At 40.2% G+C, this 17,591-nt stretch carries 18 protein-coding genes; 12 read left to right on the top strand and 6 right to left on the bottom strand.

The genetic code is table 11. The annotated features are described in order from the left end of the window. Positions 1-229 precede the first annotated feature (229 nt). The 3 genes from G500_RS0104770 to G500_RS22355 form a co-directional block, all read right to left on the bottom strand. The gene (locus G500_RS0104770; RefSeq protein WP_027001756.1) at positions 230-1,558 is read right to left on the bottom strand and encodes a flavin monoamine oxidase family protein; all 1,329 of its coding nucleotides are present in this window, start codon (positions 1,556-1,558) and stop codon (positions 230-232) included. Positions 1,559-1,608: 50 nt separating this feature from the next. Further along, a complete protein-coding gene (locus G500_RS22350) occupies positions 1,609-2,568 on the bottom strand; it encodes a YihY/virulence factor BrkB family protein (RefSeq protein WP_051203286.1) in 960 nt (319 codons plus the stop codon). Positions 2,569-2,671: 103 nt separating this feature from the next. Next, a complete protein-coding gene (locus G500_RS22355) occupies positions 2,672-5,347 on the bottom strand; it encodes a M1 family metallopeptidase (RefSeq protein ID WP_051203287.1) in 2,676 nt (891 codons plus the stop codon). Between the two features lie 281 nt (positions 5,348-5,628). Between G500_RS22355 and G500_RS0104795 the strand changes: the two genes are divergently transcribed. Beyond that, positions 5,629-6,324, top strand: a complete 696-nt coding sequence (locus G500_RS0104795; RefSeq protein WP_027001757.1) for an NUDIX hydrolase — start codon at positions 5,629-5,631, stop codon at positions 6,322-6,324. A gap of 15 nt (positions 6,325-6,339) precedes the next feature. Further along, a complete protein-coding gene (locus G500_RS0104800) occupies positions 6,340-6,945 on the top strand; it encodes a hypothetical protein (RefSeq protein WP_027001758.1) in 606 nt (201 codons plus the stop codon). A 100-nt stretch (positions 6,946-7,045) separates the two neighbouring features. On the opposite strand, the gene G500_RS0104805 is transcribed toward G500_RS0104800, so the two are convergent. Beyond that, a complete protein-coding gene (locus tag G500_RS0104805; RefSeq protein ID WP_027001759.1) occupies positions 7,046-7,393 on the bottom strand; it encodes a winged helix-turn-helix transcriptional regulator in 348 nt (115 codons plus the stop codon). 122 nt (positions 7,394-7,515) lie between these two features. On the opposite strand from G500_RS0104805, the gene G500_RS0104810 reads away from it, so the two are divergent. The 10 genes from G500_RS0104810 to G500_RS0104855 all read left to right on the top strand — a co-directional run bounded on the left by G500_RS0104810 (position 7,516) and on the right by G500_RS0104855 (position 14,765). Further along, positions 7,516-8,280, top strand: coding sequence for a type 1 glutamine amidotransferase domain-containing protein (locus G500_RS0104810; RefSeq protein WP_027001760.1), 765 nt, complete (start codon positions 7,516-7,518; stop codon positions 8,278-8,280). A 98-nt stretch (positions 8,281-8,378) separates the two neighbouring features. Then, on the top strand, positions 8,379-9,032 hold the full coding sequence (locus G500_RS0104815; RefSeq protein WP_027001761.1) for an SDR family NAD(P)-dependent oxidoreductase: 654 nt from the start codon (positions 8,379-8,381) through the stop codon (positions 9,030-9,032). A gap of 44 nt (positions 9,033-9,076) precedes the next feature. Next, positions 9,077-9,661 carry a hypothetical protein gene (locus G500_RS0104820; protein ID WP_027001762.1) on the top strand — a complete coding sequence of 195 codons (585 nt, stop codon included), beginning with the start codon at positions 9,077-9,079 and terminating at the stop codon, positions 9,659-9,661. Positions 9,662-9,773: 112 nt separating this feature from the next. Continuing rightward, a complete protein-coding gene (locus G500_RS0104825; protein WP_027001763.1) occupies positions 9,774-10,127 on the top strand; it encodes a nuclear transport factor 2 family protein in 354 nt (117 codons plus the stop codon). Positions 10,128-10,148: 21 nt separating this feature from the next. Then, positions 10,149-10,994, top strand: coding sequence for an SDR family NAD(P)-dependent oxidoreductase (locus G500_RS0104830; protein WP_027001764.1), 846 nt, complete (start codon positions 10,149-10,151; stop codon positions 10,992-10,994). A 32-nt stretch (positions 10,995-11,026) separates the two neighbouring features. Beyond that, positions 11,027-11,965 (top strand): bestrophin family protein, encoded by a 939-nt coding sequence (locus tag G500_RS0104835; RefSeq protein WP_027001765.1) that lies wholly within the window; start codon positions 11,027-11,029, stop codon positions 11,963-11,965. Positions 11,966-12,019: 54 nt separating this feature from the next. Next, complete coding sequence (locus G500_RS0104840) at positions 12,020-12,775, top strand: DUF481 domain-containing protein (RefSeq protein WP_027001766.1); 756 nt, start codon at positions 12,020-12,022, stop codon at positions 12,773-12,775. A 47-nt stretch (positions 12,776-12,822) separates the two neighbouring features. After that, the gene (locus G500_RS0104845) at positions 12,823-13,467 is read left to right on the top strand and encodes an ion channel (protein ID WP_027001767.1); all 645 of its coding nucleotides are present in this window, start codon (positions 12,823-12,825) and stop codon (positions 13,465-13,467) included. Between the two features lie 4 nt (positions 13,468-13,471). Continuing rightward, positions 13,472-14,107 carry a carbonic anhydrase gene (locus tag G500_RS0104850; RefSeq protein ID WP_027001768.1) on the top strand — a complete coding sequence of 212 codons (636 nt, stop codon included), beginning with the start codon at positions 13,472-13,474 and terminating at the stop codon, positions 14,105-14,107. A 40-nt stretch (positions 14,108-14,147) separates the two neighbouring features. Next, the gene (locus G500_RS0104855; RefSeq protein ID WP_027001769.1) at positions 14,148-14,765 is read left to right on the top strand and encodes an NADPH-dependent F420 reductase; all 618 of its coding nucleotides are present in this window, start codon (positions 14,148-14,150) and stop codon (positions 14,763-14,765) included. Between the two features lie 53 nt (positions 14,766-14,818). On the opposite strand, the gene ybaK is transcribed toward G500_RS0104855, so the two are convergent. Continuing rightward, positions 14,819-15,304, bottom strand: coding sequence for a Cys-tRNA(Pro) deacylase (gene ybaK, locus G500_RS0104860; RefSeq protein WP_027001770.1), 486 nt, complete (start codon positions 15,302-15,304; stop codon positions 14,819-14,821). Positions 15,305-15,322: 18 nt separating this feature from the next. Then, positions 15,323-17,572: a tetratricopeptide repeat-containing sensor histidine kinase gene (locus tag G500_RS0104865; RefSeq protein ID WP_027001771.1), complete on the bottom strand. Its 2,250-nt coding sequence runs from the start codon at positions 17,570-17,572 to the stop codon at positions 15,323-15,325. Between the last annotated feature and the right edge of the window lie 19 nt (positions 17,573-17,591).

Here is a 17,591-nt window from a genome sequence, read left to right on the forward strand (position 1 = left end):
GTTGTTTGTGTCCTCACAAATGACGGAAGGATTTTTTTACAAAACTATTCCGCTGTTGTTTGTGTCTTCACAAATGACGAAAGGATTTTTTTACAAAACTATTCCGCTGTTGTTTGTGTCCTCACAAATGACGGAAGGATTTTTTTACAAAACTATTCTGCTGTTGTTTGTGTCCTCACAAATGACGAAAGGATTTTTTTACAAAACTATTCCGCCGTTGTTTGTGTCCTCACAAATGACGAAAGGATTTTTTTACAAAACTATTTATCTCCTCAAACGCCCTTTCTGCCGTTTCTAATGCGCCAAAAACGGTAGCAAAATGCCCTCCTGTGTGTGTGGCTTCGCCTGCAAAAAATAGCCTTTCGCCTACGGCTGCCGCTAAGTGGTGGCGTTCAAAGTGCGAATGAGGCGAAGGATAAGAATAAGCCCCTTTGATGTAAGGTTTCTTTGCCCAATCGCATACAAAGTAGGCTTCTAAGTGCTTCGAAGGCGGGGTCTGGTTTTCTTTTCTAAAAAGAGTGTCTAATTCTTCGAGCAATAGCGATAGCTTTTCTTTATCTTCTAACTTACTCATATTCAAGGCTTTATCACCCATCACAAAGGCGGTTAGGGTAGGTTGGCAGTTGGGTTTCTGAAAAGAACTAACCCAATACTCCTGTGCAACCGTAGCCCCGATAAGCGCGTCCATTTGCGCCTCCCAAAAAGGGACTTTAAACTGCATCACAACCTTTATTCCTGCCCCTTCAAAGCCTATTTTTTCAATCGCCTCCGCCTTTCTTTCAGGTAGGATAGGATTAAAAGTAATAAATTTTTCCTTTAAAATAGACAAAGGAACAGTAAGCGCGACGGCATCAGCCCAAAAACGCTCGCCCTGCTCGGTAATGACTTCTGCACCTGTTTGTTCCTGATAGGAAATATGGCGCACTACTTTATTCAGATGTAAGTTTTCTTCCAAAAAATCAACCATGTGAGCAAGGAAATCTTGGTAGGGCAAAGCCAAACGGTAGTTTTCATCGCCTGCCGACCAGCGATTAGAAGCCATTGCCCACGCCTTCATTCCCAAATGGCGAAGTGAAGTTCCCATCATACCCGCAAAGGCTTCATAATAAGGCAAGACCTTTTCCCACTCTTTTTCTTGATGTGTTTCTAAAACTGTATTTTTAATAAAATCAAAAGCCGAAATCTCCTCGCCTTTGTAAAGGTGGTGTCCCTGATAAAATTCCAAGAAATCGCGAACCAAATCTGCTATCAAAGGCTGCTTTTCCAAATCGGATAAAGACTGCACTTTTTCTTGATAAACGAAAAAAGTTTCTCCTTCGGGATAGAGTTTGATTTTATTTTTAACACAAAAATCATATAAAATATGAGAACTGCCATGCACAAACTCCGCACCCAATTCTAAGGCTTGCCCTTCGGAAAGAAGGGAATAAATACGTCCGCCCACACGCCCGTCTGCCTCCAAAACGGTAACTTCATAGTCGGCTTCTTTGAGCAAACAAGCCAAATAAAGCCCTGCTGCACCTGCCCCCACAACTATCACTTTTTTCGGATTTTTCATCTTCTTTTGTTTTGATTGGTATCAATTCGGCAACAAAGTTGGGTCTAAATTTAGGGTCTGGCATTGCCTTTTTGATAGCGAATCCGCTGCATCTTTTTGCGGTATGCAATTTTTCGCGCCTTTTCTATGCTGACATTTAGCTCAAAGCCCAACAGTATCATCAAAGAAATGACAAAAAGCCAAAACATAAAGCCAATAACCGTTCCAATAGAGCCGTATAATTTGTTATAGGTATTGAAATAACTAATGTAATAAGAAAAAAGAATAGAAGCCAACATACAAAGGGTAGTGGCTAAAATTGCACCCAAAGAAAAACGCCGCCACGAGATTTTTTTGGCAGGTGCAAGGTAATAAAGAATAGAAATGCTTAGAAAAAGAATTAGAAAAGATACCAAAAAACGAAGTGCTTGGATAGAATAATACAAAAAATCTTGACTAAGCCAACCCGTTTCTATGAGTCTATCTAAGATAAAACTGCCCACTACTAAAAGCACTGTGGTAAGAATTAGAAAAACTGTCAATAAAAAAGTAAGGAAAATTGCTAATAATCTTTTATACAAAAAATTGCGTTTTTCTTTGATGCGATACGAGCGATTGAAAGCGTCCATGAAAGCGACAATGCCGTTGGTGGCAGTATAAAGAGCGGCAATAAAGCCAAAAGAAAGCAAGCCACTACGAGGACGATTGATGATGTCGTAGATGGTCGTTGTTACGAAATTATGGATAGCGGCAGGCAGAATGGCATCAAGTTGGGTAAAAAGGTCTTCTTCTAAATGCGCGATTTGGAAGTAAGGAATGAGTGTAAAAAGAAAGATGACAAAGGGAAAAATAGAGAGTGTCAGGTTGAAAGCGATAGAGTTGGCTCTATCGACGACAGCATCATTTTTTATTTTTACTAAAATTATTAAAAAAATAAGATGCAAATTCAAATCTCTATTACTACCAAAATAAATGGCTTTTCCTAATCGTATCCATTTTTTCTCATATTTTTTATACAAATTAAAAAGCATAGTTGGAATGTTTAGATAAAAAAAATCGCTTTTTTTGTCCCATTTCCTCTACTTACAAAAAGGCAGAGGCGAAAGAAACCAAAGCCCTTTCGCCTCTTTGAATCTAAATGCCAATAGCTTGTTGAAACTCCAAAACGCGCTTATCCTTTTCTGTGGTCTTCAAAATCTGCATTTTTTCGGTTACACCCTCAAAACGGCTCAATACGGCTAAGGCTTGATAGGCATCTTTGCGGATTTGAAAATAAGAGTGAGTCTGTGCCAGATTGAGCAGGTAATCTACCCCAAGATTTAAAACCGTTTCAGGCTGATTGGCTACATATTGCGTAAAATGATTAAGAAGATAGCTCAATTCTGAACCAGAAGTACGGTCTAATACCGAAATAAACCATTCATACTTGCCCTCAATGCCAAAATTGGCGTAGTATTCGGCAACGGTATAAGTCAGGTGGCGTTCCTTTACTTGCTCGAATTGTTTGATGTAATATAAGGCATCAAATTCGTAAGTATTGATTAAGGCATACAAAGTAACACTTTGCACATAATAAGAACTATCTTTTAAAGTTTTTTCCCAAAATTCGGGCATCTCGCCATAAAAAGAAACCACATCTATTGCCGAAGCGCGAACACTGCTATTGCCATCTTGCAAGGCAATATTTTGTAATGTAGTTTTTATTTTTTCAAATTCAGCTAACTTTTCCGCCTCATTTGTCGCTTTTTCACCCCTATATTCGCCCAAACTGCGAAGGGCGGCTTCGCGCACTGCCCAAAACTCATCTTGAAGTAGGCGATACAAAACGGCACGTGTGGGGGCTTCTTCTACCGACTTGGCTAATTCCCTAATGGCATCTACTTGGGTGAGAAATTGTGCCTGATATCGCGTAGCTTGCAGGCGATATTGGGCAGGCGTTTTTTCGAACTTTACCTCGCCTAAAAGCCAACCGTCAGGGTCGAGTACGACTAATTCAGGCTCACTTTCTACCTCAAAATCAAACACTTGGCTATTTTCTACCAGCAAAATATCTTGCGTTATTTTTTTGCCTGCTACCCAAATATCGAGCGAAAGCGGCAGGCGAAAAGTAGGAAAATAGCGTTGGTCTTGCGTCTGTGTAATTTTCAGAATTAGTTTTTTATTTTCATAGCTTTGTTGCACCAATAGTTCGGGGTGTCCTGCCTGAAAAAACCACTGCTCGAAAAACCACGTTAGGTCTTGCCCCGAAACCTCCTCGACGGCGCGTCTGAAATCGTGCATTTCGGCGGCTTGAAAGGCGTGCTTTTTAAGGAAGTGTTGTAGGCTTGCAAAAAAGGCAGCATCACCTACCTGTTTTCTCAACATATTTAAAATAATTCCTCCTTTTGCGTAAGAATGATTATCAAACATATCATCTTCGCTTAAATAATAAGGGCGAATAATGGGTTCGCGTTTGAAAGCTATTTCATAAAAATAACCTTTAAAATCGTTTAAAAGTTTGTAGTCTGCGAACTTCCTGCCTCGCTCCTGCTCTTCCCAAAGGTATTCGCCGTACTCGGCAAAGGCTTCATTGACCGCCAAATTAGACCAAGAACGACAAGTAACCAAGTCGCCAAACCATTGATGAAAAAGCTCGTGTGAGATGATACCTTCCCAATGATGGTCGGCTAAGGCGCGTGTGTCGGAATAGAGAGCCTCCATAAAAACGGAAGCACTTGTGTTTTCCATTGCCCCCGAAGTATAGTCGCGCACCACAATTTGCGCATATTTTTCCCAAGGAAAAGGTATGCCTAATAATTTTTCATAAAAAGCAATCATTTGTGGTGTTTTGCCAAAAGTAGCCTTCGCATAAGGGGCATACGGTTTTTCTACGTAATAATAAAGTGGCAAATCTTTATACTTATCTTCAATAATTTCAAATTCGCCTACGGCAATCATCGCCAGATAGGGTGCGTGCGGTTTGCTTTGTTTCCAAAAGTCGGTGCGCGTGCCGTCGGGATTGTTTTGAGAAGCTATCAAAATTCCATTAGAAAGCGTCTGAAAGCGATTTTCTACCGTCAGGGCAATCTCCTGCGTCATCTTATAGTTGGGGTGATTGAAGGTAGGAAACCAAAGTGCGTTGTTGCTTGTTTCGCCTTGTGTCCAGATTTGTTGGGGCTTATTGGGGGTTTTATTTAAAGGATTGATAAAAAATAAACCTTCTTCTCTTGCACTATTTCCTGCTTTGCTGTCAGGGTAAAGGGCTTCATTTGGTTTGGCAATATAAACAATTTCTATATTGATATTTTGTCCTTTTTCATAACTTTTTTCTAAATTTAGCTTCAGGATTTTGCCATCATATTTATATGGAATTGCTTTATTTTGTAGGTTTTCTAAAATAGAAACCGAACTAATTTCAAAGCCTACTGCATCTATTTTCACACTTTTCTGCTCATAAAAATGAGGGGTAAGCGTCAGGGTCGCCTTGCCATAGAGCCATTGTTTTTGCCAATCGGGGCGAATTTCGAGCTTGGTATGTACTAATTGCCAAAGTTGGGTATGGGCGGGGTGAAACTCACCCTTTTTGGGTCGCCAGTCGGGTTCGATATCCACTTTTGCATCTTCTTCTATCGGCACTAAAAAGGCAGAATCGGCGAGAGCAAGGTTGTCATTTTGGCTTTTAAGTGGCTGATTGATAGCCTGTTGTGTTTTATCTTTTTTCGTATTTTGGGCGTTTTCTTGACCTGTCTTACAAGCAATTAAAAGTACATTCAATAAGACTACCACCAAAGCAGTTGGAAATGACGAGCGCAAAACAAAGAGAGGCTTCATGTGCAGAAGAAGGGTTTGATTTTATTGTAACAAAAAACAAAAGTGATTTTGGTATAATTGATTTGCACTTTTTGAAGATAAGGTAGCATCTTCAAGTTTTATGAAATGGAAAATTCGCAATCAGGTTGCAATATCCTAAAAAATTAGGTAGTTTTGAAATTAGATAGCCTACAAAGGGGCTTTTGGGCTAAATTTTATCTCTTTTCCCTCGAAAGGCAGTTCTTTTTATTCAAGTTCATCTCTTTTCCCTTCTGTTCTGGTTCGCTATTTAACTTTTTTTTATGTATACTTACGAATATCCACGTCCTGCCCTTACGGTTGATTGTGTTATTTTTGGTTGGGATGATGCCCAAGAAATGCTCAAAGTTTTGCTTATCCAACGCGCTCACGAGCCTTTTAAGGATTTTTGGGCGTTCCCCGGGGGCTTTGTAGATATGGACGAAACGATAGAAACGGCAGCGCGGCGCGAATTGGAAGAGGAAACAGGCATGCAGAACGTTTTTATGGAGCAGCTCTACACCTTTGGCGAGCCAAATCGCGACCCACGCGGCAGAGTGGTCAGTGTGGCGTATTTTGCCTTAGTCAATCTTTCTTCGCATCAAGTTTTGGCAGCCTCTGATGCCAAAGCGACAGAATGGTTCGATATTCACGCGCTACCGCCTTTGGCTTTCGACCATGCGCAAATTTTTGAAGTGGCTTGGCAGCGGCTAAAAAATAAGGTGCGCTATCAGCCTATCGGCTTCGAGCTTTTGCCCGAAACCTTTACCCTTTCACAAATTCAAACGCTATATGAGCGCGTCTTGGGGGTAGAATTAGACAAGCGCAATTTTAGGCGTAAGATTCTGAAAACCAACTTATTAAAGCCTTTGGAAAAGTTTCAAGAAAATGTTGCCCACCGTGCAGCGCGGCTCTATCAATTTGACAAAGAACAGTATGAAGCCTTGCAGGTGAAGGGTTTTATGTTTGAATTATTGTAAAATAACAAACAATTTATGAAAAAGAAAGTCCTATCTTCTTGTAAAAGTTTAGCAAAACTTTTTCTGCTCTGCGTCCTAAGCCTGCTCTTCTATGGCTGTGTTTCCCAGCAATCGGAGCGCGGGCATCAGGCGGCAAAAGAGGCAACAAGCGCGGAATCTTCCCCACAAAAAGAAGAAGAAGAAACCCTATTGCAAGACGAAAAAAGAGAGCAAAACGATTTGCCCAATAATGCCCAAGATGCGTCCCAAGACGATTTTGAGCAAGGCGAACCCTCTCCTGCCGACTTGCAGCAAGTTCAGACCATCGAGCGCATCGAGCGGAAAAAGACCCAAAAAACCATCACCGCAGGCGAAGGCACGCGCCTTTGGCAGGCAAAAGTTTTGCTACCAGAATTTAAAATTGGCACTTTTCGCATCGATAGTACCCAAAAAAAAGCCCCTTCTGTTTGGGTGCAATTTGTAGATGAGGGCAAATTGATAGAAGGCAAATTGCAATCGGGCGAAGTCGTTGTCGAGTCTTTATTGAAAAAGGAAGCAAAAGGCAAATTTAAGGGCGAAATCGCCGCTTCTTCCGAAATTTATGTCATTGCAGGGCGTTTTCAGACGCTTAATCAAAACTAACTCTTTTCTAAAAAGAATTTGTTTTCCAAAATCAGAAAGCCGTTAGGAAGCCTAAAACTTTTGCCCTAACGGTTTTTCGCATTTTTCAAAGTTTCATTTTTCAACTCCCCAAACCTAATTCCGCCATCAATTCCAAACCATAGTTGCGGATATAAATGATAACAGGAATGACTTTTTCACCTTTTGGCGTTAGTTTATATTCTGTTCGGGGCGGAACAACGGGATAAACCGTTCTTTCCACAAAGCCGTCCGCTTCGAGTTCGCGCAGTTGGGAGGCGAGCATCTTATCGGATACGTGTTTGAGCGATTTTTTCAGTTCGCTGTATCGCAAGACTTTTCCATTTTGCAGCCGCCAGAGGATAGGCATTTTCCACGTGCCGCCAATTCTATCCATCGCAAACTCGACGGGGTTATAGTAAATTTTGCCGTTATAGCTGAAATCGGGCATACTTTCAAAAGAGTTAGTATCATACAAAAAGGTTATACACTTGGCAAAGTTAGTTCTTTTTTCTTGTTTTGTGGTATCAAAATCAGAAAAAAATCCGAACACGTTTAAACCCCAAATGTATCATGGCACAAATCAAAGAAAAAAATCAGTACGTGCATTTTCATGGCGCACCCACCAAAGGCAAAATCTTGATGGTAGCAAGTTCGCCTTCTGTAAGCAAGCAAACAGGCTGGTCTATCGGCTTTTGGATAGCCGAACTCACTCACCCTTTGCGCGTTTTTGAGGAAGCAGGCTATGAAGTAGAAATCGTTTCTACCGAAGGCGGCAAATTGGAAATGGACGCTTACTCGAATCCGCTCGACGCAAGCGGCTACTCTGCACACGACGTTATTTCTTTGGGCTACTTACAAAAGTCTGATTTTCAGGCACGATTAGAAAATACCCGAAAACTAACAGAGGTAAATCCTGCCGACTATGATGCCATCTTTTTGGTAGGCGGACAAGCCCCCATGTACACGTTTAGAGGCAACAAAGATTTAGAAAAACTTTTCGCCACTTTCTACGAGGCAGGCAAACCCAGCGCGGCAGTGTGCCACTCCACTACTTTACTTTTAGATGCGAAACTTTCAAATGGTGAGCTTTTGGTAAAAGGCAAAACTTGGACAGGCTTTGCCGATGCCGAAGAGGAATTTGCAGACCAAGCCGTTGGTATGAAAATTCAGCCTTACCGCATTGAAGACGAAGCCCGCAAAATCGCAGGCACAAACTTCAAAGTTGCTGCCCCTTTTAGTGCCTATGCCATCAAAGACGGCAATCTTATCACAGGACAGCAGCAAAATTCGGGAGCTGCCGCCGCCGAGATGTTGGTAGAAATGTTAGGAAAATAAACTTTTCACTTTAAATACTAAGAACACAAAGATATTGTATAAAATATTTGTGCTACTTGGCACTGCTTTGTGTTCTTAGTCTTACAAAAACTTAAACTATGGCACTTATCACGATTATAGGCGCAGGAACAGGCATCAGTGATGCCGTAGCGCGTTTGTTCGGAAAAAAAGGATACACTATTGCCCTACTTGCACGCACCGAAAGCAAACTACAGGAGCAGGTTCAAAAATTAACAGCACAAGGCATCAAGGCGGTATATGCCGTAGCCGACGTAAGTGAGGCAGATTCTTTGAAAAATGCTTTGTTTCAGATACGCGATACGCAAGGGCATGCCGATATGATTCTCTACAATGCTGCCGCCGTTTCGGTCAAGGATATTGTAGAGCAAGATTGGGAAACCATTAAAAGTCAATTTGATGTCAATGTGGGCGGAGCTTTTCATTTGGCAAAATTGGTTTTACCTTTCTGTTTGAAAGAAAACAAAGGAAAAATTTTCTTTACAGGAGGAGGTTTTGCTCTACAAGGCGACCCTCAATGGACTTCTCTTAGCATTGGAAAGGCAGCTTTGCGAAATTTAGTGCAAGCACTTGCCAAAAGAGTAGAAAATACCAATGTGCATATTGCACAAGTTACGGTTTGTGGCTATGTCAATCCGCAAGACGAAAAATATAGTCCTGATAAAATTGCCGAGCAATATTGGAAACTTTTTGAGCAAAAAGAAGGGACATTTGAAAACGAAATTATGTATTAAAACAAATTTTAACACAATCATTCTAACTTTAATCATAAAACATCATGAACAGTTTTAAAATCAATGTGTTAGTAATAATTATCTTATTGCTGACAGCAGCGAGTTGTAAAAAAGAAGAAAACGCTACGTCTAACCCATACATAGGAAAATGGGAGAGTGCTGCCTCTGAAAACTTAGGCAATGGCACTTATGGCGTTCGTGTTTTTAACTTTACGGAAGACTCTTGGGAGATAAAGTTTACGCTCTACCTTGATAGTCTGCGGAGTATGCCTGTATTTACTTTCAGAGGAGTGGGTGCTTATACCATAGAGGGCGATTCTGAAAATCTATCAAATACAAAAAATGCTATTTTTTATTTTGATAAAAAGTACGTTACACTACTTACTCAAGACGAAGCAGTTATCAATAATTTTGGGTTCAATAGCTGTAATCTTACATTCAGTATTGAAAAAGATATATCAACAACTGGCTGCTCTTTTTTAGAATCAAAGAGTGCTTGCAGCCAAGAGTATGATATTCTCAAGTTGGAAAATAATTTTCTTTACTTGGGCGCAAGACCATCCACAGGGAACATGTGCGCTCCTGAGCGCAGACCTAACGAGTTCTTTTATCCTTTGCAAAAAATATAGCCCTGATAAAATTGCCGAGCAATATTGGAACCTTTTTGAGCAAAGGCAAGGTGCATTTGAAAACGAAATCATCTATTAAAACAAATTTTAACACAATAATCATTTAATCTTTATGACTACACAAGAAACTGCCAACAAACTCATCGAACTATGCCGATACGGTAAGTTTGAAGAAGCCCAAAAATCACTCTATGCCCAAGACGCAGTTAGCATTGAGCCTGAACACACTGAAAATAATGTGGTGAAAGGTTTAGATGCCATCATCAAAAAAGGCGATTATTTTCGGAATAGTGCTGATTTTCACAGTGTAGAAGTTTCTGATGCCCTCGTTTCAGGTAATTTCTTTACACTAAGTATGGGAATAGATTTGACTTGGAAACACAACCAACAAAGAACGAAAATGGAAGAAATTGCAGTCTTTGAAGTGAAAGAAGGCAAAATTATCAAAGAACAATTTTTCTTTTAAACTAATCAAAACCATATACCCATGCAAAAAACCTATCTCATCACAGGAGCAACCTCTGGCATTGGTAAAATGACCGCCTTAGCTGTTGCAAAAGCCTCACCTAAAAATACAGTCATTTTCAATGCTCGCAATCTTGAAAAGGGCGAAGAAGTACGACAAGAACTCATCAAAGCAAGCGGAAACGAAAATATTTATTGTTTTGAAGGCGATTTTGCTTCCTTAGCTTCTGTAAAAAGTTTTGCACAAAAAGTTCAAGAAAAATTCCCTACTATTGATGTATTGCTCAATAATGCAGGCACTTGGGAAATGGAGTTCAAAGAAAGTAAAGACGGGATAGAAATGAACTTTGCCGTCAATCATCTTGCTCCTTTTCTACTTACGCTTTTACTATTGCCTGCACTCAAAAAATCAACTTCTGCACGCATCATCAATACCGCTTCGGGGGCGCATCGCCGCAATATTTTGCAATTTGATGACATAGAGTTCAGAAAAGGAGAATACAACGGTTTTTTCTCTTATTCGCAATCAAAACTATGTAACTTGCTCTTTTCCTTACAGTTAGAGGCAGAATTAGCCAAAGAAAATATCCAAAATATTACGGTAAATTCTCTGCATCCGGGAGTAGTCAAAACTGCTTTGTTTGATAAAATGAACCAAGAAGAGCGTAGTTTTTTTGGAAACTTTGTAAGCCCCGAAGAAGGAGCAATGACAAGTATTTATCTTACTTTATCTAATGAAGTAGAGGGCATTACGGGAAAATATTGGCACAAACACAGCGAAGCAGTCGCTACTGATATGGCAAAAGACCCGCACATAGCCCAAAAACTTTGGGAGGTAAGTTTGAAGTATGTTCAAAATTATCTTTAGGTAGAAAAAATATCACTTAAATTTTTACCATTATGCTCACCAGAAAAATATTTCTACCCCACAAAGTAGTGTGGTATATGCGCTACGAATTATTATTTTCTATCCCTTTAGCAGTTGCGGTTTGGGTACTGTTTGAGGTCTTCGAATTTCAAAAAATAGCCTTACCTTTTAGCATTGCGGCTACTTTGGGGGGTGCTTTGGCGATTTTCTTAGGTTTTCGCAACAATAGTTCATACAGCCGTTGGTGGGAAGCAAGACAGATTTGGGGAGGCATTGTCAATTCGAGTCGCGTGTTTGCTCGCTTGGTTTTTACTTTTACCGATAGCCATGCCCACCAAGAAAATTATCAAAAAGAACGCAGCGAAACCTTTAAAAAATCTTTGATTTACAAACAAATTGCTTGGGTGCATGCTTTGCGTCTTCATTTGCGGAAACAAGAGAATTGGCAAGAAATCAAGCCTTTTCTTTCCGAAGAAGAGTTTGCAGCACTCAAAGACAAACAAAATAAGCCCAATTATCTACAAAAAATGATGGGGCAGCAAATCTACAAAGCTATGGCAAATGGTACTTTAGGCGGTTTTGATAGTTTTCAGATGGAAGGGCAACTTCTGGCTTTGGCAAATCATCAGGGGGCTTGTGAGCGGATAAAAAACACGCCTTTACTGCGTCAGTATCACTTTTTTACAGTTTTGTTTTTGTATGCTTTTATGTTTTTGTTGCCTTTTTGTCTGATAGGCGATTTTCATAAATTAGGTTTGCAGGCATTGATGATTCCTATTTCGGTACTCATTAGTTTTGTATTTGGTACAATAGCTAAAATAGGCGAAGTAAATGAAGACCCTTTCGAAAATCGGGCAACTGATGTGCCACTAACAGCTCTTTGCAATACGATTGAGCGAGATTTGAGGGAAACGCTGGGTGAAACTGATTTGCCTGAAAGACCAAAAGAAGTCGATGGCGTTTTGCTTTAAAAAACAGGATTTTGTTTTGTAAAATCTTGTAATCTTGTCTAAACAAAAGTAATAATGAAAAATCTACTCTTTATTTTTCTACTTTTTCCGCTCTCACTTTTTGCCCAAATCAATGAAAGCGATACGGCAAAAATCAAGGGAAACCTCGCTCTCACAGGTTTTTGGCAAGGTGGCAATGTAGAAACTTTGGTTTTGAGGGCGAAAATGGATTTGAGCTTGAAGCCCCTCAAAGTCCTTGTTTTCAAGACCCAAAATGCCTACCTCTATCAAGAATTTTTTAAGCAAAAAGCCGATGAGGATATTTTTAGTAGAAATTTTCTCTATTTCAAACCCGAAAATAAAATTTATCCTTTCCTTTTAGGCTTTATTTCTACCAACTTTCGAAGAAAAATAGACCTCCGCTATTTTGTGGGTGCAGGGGCTACTTGGCAAATCGTTCGCAAGAAAAATCACCTGCTCAAAACTGCACTTTCCGCAGAATATGAGGATACAAAATTTGCACAAAATAATTTTAACGAAAACCAATATGACGGCAGCACACACCTCCGCACTTGGCGAGCTACTGCTTGGATTTTTGGAAAGCACCATTTGGCAAACGACAAAATCATACTTTCCTATGAAAGCTATATCCAACCCTCGATAGAAGAAGCCAATAATTTTCGGTGGCAGGCAGAAGCAAGTGCAGATTTTCCGCTTTCGAAGCACGTCAGTTTTAGAATGAGCTATCTCTACACTTTCGAAAAAATTGTTATCGAAAATCAGCGGCAGCAAGATAGGATTTTGACTTTTGGGCTTAATTTGAAAATATAGCCTTTATTGGTTTTTGTGTTTTTTTACAATACCATAAAAATAGAAAAATGTACCGCTTCGAGATACTTTTAATCGCCTTATTATTGGTTTTGTTTGATAAAATCTTTGTGGTAGATAGTGCATTTTTCACAAAATACGTCTGGTCTGCCAATATGATGATTTTGGGAATTGCCTCTGTGAGCATTTTCAAAGAGCGTGCTTTTTGGCTCAAATGGTTGCGCAATATTTTGTTTTTGATAACAGTGCTTGTGCCGCTTTGTTTCAATTTTATTGCAGATATAGCAGGGCTTATCGAACTTTCGTTATTTGTATATTTGGCATATTATAGCCTCATTTTTACAGAAGTTTTAAGGCAAATTATCAAAAAATCTGAAACCAACGTTAGCGTGATTTTAGGCTCTGTATGCGGATTTTTGCTTCTGATTATCATTGCTTTATTTGCTTTTTTGCTGCTGGAATACAACATTCCTCATTCTTTCAATGGCATTTCAGGCAGCACCCTTCCCGAACTGTATAGCCAACTATCCTATTTTAGCATGGTAACGCTTACTACAGTAGGTTTTGGCGATATTACGCCAGCAAGCGACTCGGCAAGACTTAGCACCATGTTTTTTACCGTAGCAGGACAATTTTATATGGTGGCTTTGGTGGGGATTATTATTTCAAGATTTACTTCTACAAAAAACGAATAAAGGTATGGATTTTAAAACAATTTTTGAAAATAACGAAAAATGGATAGCCGAAAAATTGGCACAAGATGCCCAATATTTCGAGAAGCTTTCCAAAGGACAAAACCCCGAATTTTTATACATTGGTTGTGCCGATAGCCGCGTTACTGCCGAAGATTTGATGGGTTTGCAGCCGGGCGAAGTTTTTGTGCATAGAAATATCGCCAATCAGGTAGTTGCTACCGATAACAACATCAACTCCGTAGTGCAATATGCTGTAGAGCATCTCAAAGTTAAATATATTATTGTATGCGGACATTATGAGTGTGGAGGTGTAAAAGCCGCCCTCAACCCCAGCGACATGGGGCAGCTCAACAGTTGGCTGCAAACCCTGCGTGATGTATATCGCTTTCATAGGGCAGAGTTAGATGCCATAGACGACACACAAAAGCGTTTTGACCGCTTGGTAGAACTCAATGTGCGCGAGCAATGTATCAATATCATCAAAATAGACCACGTACAGAAATCTTGGTACAAAACAGGCTATCCCAAAATCTTCGGTTGGGTCTTTGATGTGCGGACAGGCAAACTCATAGATTTGGGACTAAACATGGAAAAAGAATTTGCCGAAGTGCGCAGTATTTATGATTTGAAAACTTTTTAATTTTTTCTATCACAAAACCTTTAAAACACCTTTAAAACACATGAAAATTTCAATTATCGGAACAGGAAATGTAGGGGGAGCTTTAGCCACTCAATGGGCAAAAGCAGGGCATCAAATCTTTTTAGGCACAAGAGAGTTAGCCAAATTTGAGGACAAACACCTCTTAGAAAACCCCAATACTACTTTGCATACCATAGCAGAAAGTGCTGCAAATGCCGAAGTAATTTTGGTAGCCGCTGTGCCACCTGCCACGCAAAGCATTGCTGAAGAAATCAAAGCCGCTGCCAAAGGCAAGGTGTTGATAGATGCCATGAACGCTATCACGACACGCCCCGAAGGATTTAGTAACTCTTTTGAAGCATTTAGACACTATTTGCCCGAAACCGAAGTAGTAAAATGCTTCAATTCCACAGGCTTCGAAAACATGAAAAATCCTATCTATCAAGGCGAAGGAATTGATATGTTTGCGGCAGGAAGTTCCAAAAAAGCCAAAGAAGTAGCCACACAACTTGCCTTAGATGCAGGTTTTTCTACCTGCTGGGATTTTGGTGGAGATGACAAAGCCGCTCTTTTAGAGCAATTTGCCCTTTCTTGGATAAATCTTGCCATTATGCAAGGGCATGGGCGTAATATAGCCTTTAAATTGATTAAAAGATAGGCTACAAACAAAGGGACAAAATAAAAACTTGTCCCTTTATTTTTTGCTAATTTCTACGCCGTTTCAGCCTCCTCCTCGGTTATTTCTGCCCAAATAGCCGCCGTTAGCTCTGCCAAAGTTTGCGGTGCTATGCTAAAAAGTAGTCCTCTTTTGCCCGCATTAACGTAAATTTGAGATAGTTCTAATCCTGCTTTATCTATGAAGGTACGAAATTTCTTTTTCATGCCCAAAGGCGAACAACCGCCGCGCTGGTAGCCCGTCTGTGGCAATAAATCTTTGAGGGGCAGCAATTCTATCTTTTTATGCCCTGCCTGCTGTGCCAATTTTTTTTTAGAAAGTTGTTTGTCGCCCCCTACCAAAGCAACCATTATTTCGCCTGTCGGACTTATCGTAACCAAAGTTTTGAAGATGTGCGCCAAAGGAAGGGCATTGTCGAGTGCAATTTTGGCTACGTCTAAATTTTCCGTATCATACTGATATTCAACGACTTGATAGGCTATTTTTTTCTGTTCGAGAAGTCGTAAAGCGTTGGTTTTCATGTCTGAAAGGTTTTGTAATTAGATAGGCAGACGCAATTCTACGCGCGTGCCGATAGGATTTTGGCGTGCGTCGTGCAGGTCTATAATTCTAACAAAATCGGCTATCGTTTTGTCCTTTGCCTTTCCATTTTTGCCCAAATTTTGCGCCGCCAATTCACCCAAAATCAATAACCTTTTCTGATTTGCTTGTGTGGCAAAAGACTTGTGTTGGTTCTTGCTCTGCGCCTTAATTTCTGCCGCCTTTTCGCGCCCAATGCCATTATCGCTGATACAGACCTCCAACCAAGTTTGGTCGTTTGAAAGTTGAAATAAAATTTCTAAATTTTTATCGCCTGTTTTTTTGTGTAAAAGCCCATGTTTAATTGCATTTTCTACATAAGGCTGAATAATCATGGGCGGAATGTGTAAATTGTGTTCGGAAATATTTTCATCAATCTGAACCGTATATTTTAAATCATTGTTCATGCGCATGTTTTCAAAATCGAGGTAGAGGCGCAAAGCCGTTAGCTCATCTTTCAAACTAACCGCTTTGGCATCAGACATTTCCAAGACCAGCCGCATCAGTTGTGCAAATTTGCTCAAATAAATAGAGGCTTTTCTTTTATCATCTAAAAAGATAAAACTCTGAATAGAATTAAGCGCGTTGAAGATAAAATGAGGGTTCATCTGCGATTTAATCGCCTTTAATTCTGCCTGCGCCAATTCCTGCCCAATTTCGAGGTTTTGTAGGCGCAACTCTAAAAGTGCCGATTTTTTGCGCAAGTTGGAACGCACAAAGGCAAAGATGACCATCAGCGCAACTGAAAGCAAGCCCAAACCTGCCGCCACAAAATAAGAGCGCGTCCGCTCGGCTTGCAGTTGTTGGATTTCATTTTGCTGTCGCAATTCTTTAATAAGCTGTTCCTTTCTTTCTGTTTCGTATAAAATTTGCAGTTGGGCAATGGTTTTGGTTTTTTCTAAATTAGAGATAGAATCTTTTGTTTGGGTGTAGCTTTCCAAATATTTGAGGGCTTCTTCTTCCCTTCCAGAGGTCTTGGCATTGACGTAGAGGATTTCGTTGAGGCGTTCTATATGCGTCATTGCCCCTATTTTTTCCGCCATCGCGAGGGCTTCTTTTGCAATTTGGTTAGATTTTGCAGCATTTCCTTTCTTTTGGTAGAGCAGGCTGATATTTTTAAGGGAGGCGACTTGCCCTTCTTGGTCGTTGTCTTCGCGTCTGATTTTGAGGCTTTTATTGTAAAAAGAAAGGGCTTCGTCATAGAGTTCCTTTTTTTCGTACAAAGTTCCGATATTATTGAGGGTGCTACTAAGCCCTTTTTGGTCGCTGATTTGGTTTCTGATGCGAAGGGCTTGGTCAAAAAGCAGACGCGCCAAAGAATCTTGGTCTGTTTCTTTGTAAATAATGCCAATGTTGTTGTAGCTTTGTGCAATTTCTTTTAAATCGCCTAACTTTTCGCGCAAGGCTAAGGCTTCCTGATGGTACTCTAAGGCGCGTTTGTATTGCTTTTCTTTTTCATAGATAACTGCCAAATTATTTAAAATTTTAGACTTCATGCGCAAATTATCGTCGCTACGCATCTCCAAAGCCTTGCGATAAAACTGCATTGCCTTGTCGTAAAAACCCTTTTCAAAATAAATGCTGCCGATATTATTATAGAGCGACCCCACAGAAAGACTGTCGCGCTCGGCGTTTTTGTGCCTTATTTGGGCTTTTCGCTTCAATTCTTTCAACGAAATATCCAAAGACTGCTGATAATATTGCAAGGCTTTGTTGTAAATTCCTTGCGATTGATAGGTAGCACCCAAATTATTTAACACCACTGTTTCGCCCGAAAGATGCCCTGCGGTACGCGCCAAAGAAAGAGCCAATAGATAACTTTCATACGTTTTTTCGTATTTGCCCTGCATTCTATAAATCAATCCTGCATTGACAAGACCCGACATTTTGCCCTGCACAGAGCCTACCTTTTGCGCCAAAGCAATCTGGCGTTGCGCATAATAAAGAGCGGTGTCAGGATTGATTTTGCGGCTACAAGAGAAAATTTCGGTTAGAATCAGAAGTTTGATAGAATCATTTTTTTCCATCTCCAACTTGCGCTGCAAATCGCGCAACGTTTGGGCTAATTCTACCTGCGTTTTCTGTTTTTTATTGGAAAGCACCTGCGAATTTTCTTGCGCGATTGCCTTTTTTGGCGCAAAGCACAGAAAGAAAAACTCAAACAAAAAAGCACAAGCAAAGCCTAAAAACAGCCACTTTCGAAGTATCATAAAAAGATAAAGATTTTCC

The organism is Hugenholtzia roseola DSM 9546 (genome assembly GCF_000422585.1).
Classification (GTDB): Bacteria; Bacteroidota; Bacteroidia; order Cytophagales; family Bernardetiaceae; genus Hugenholtzia; species Hugenholtzia roseola.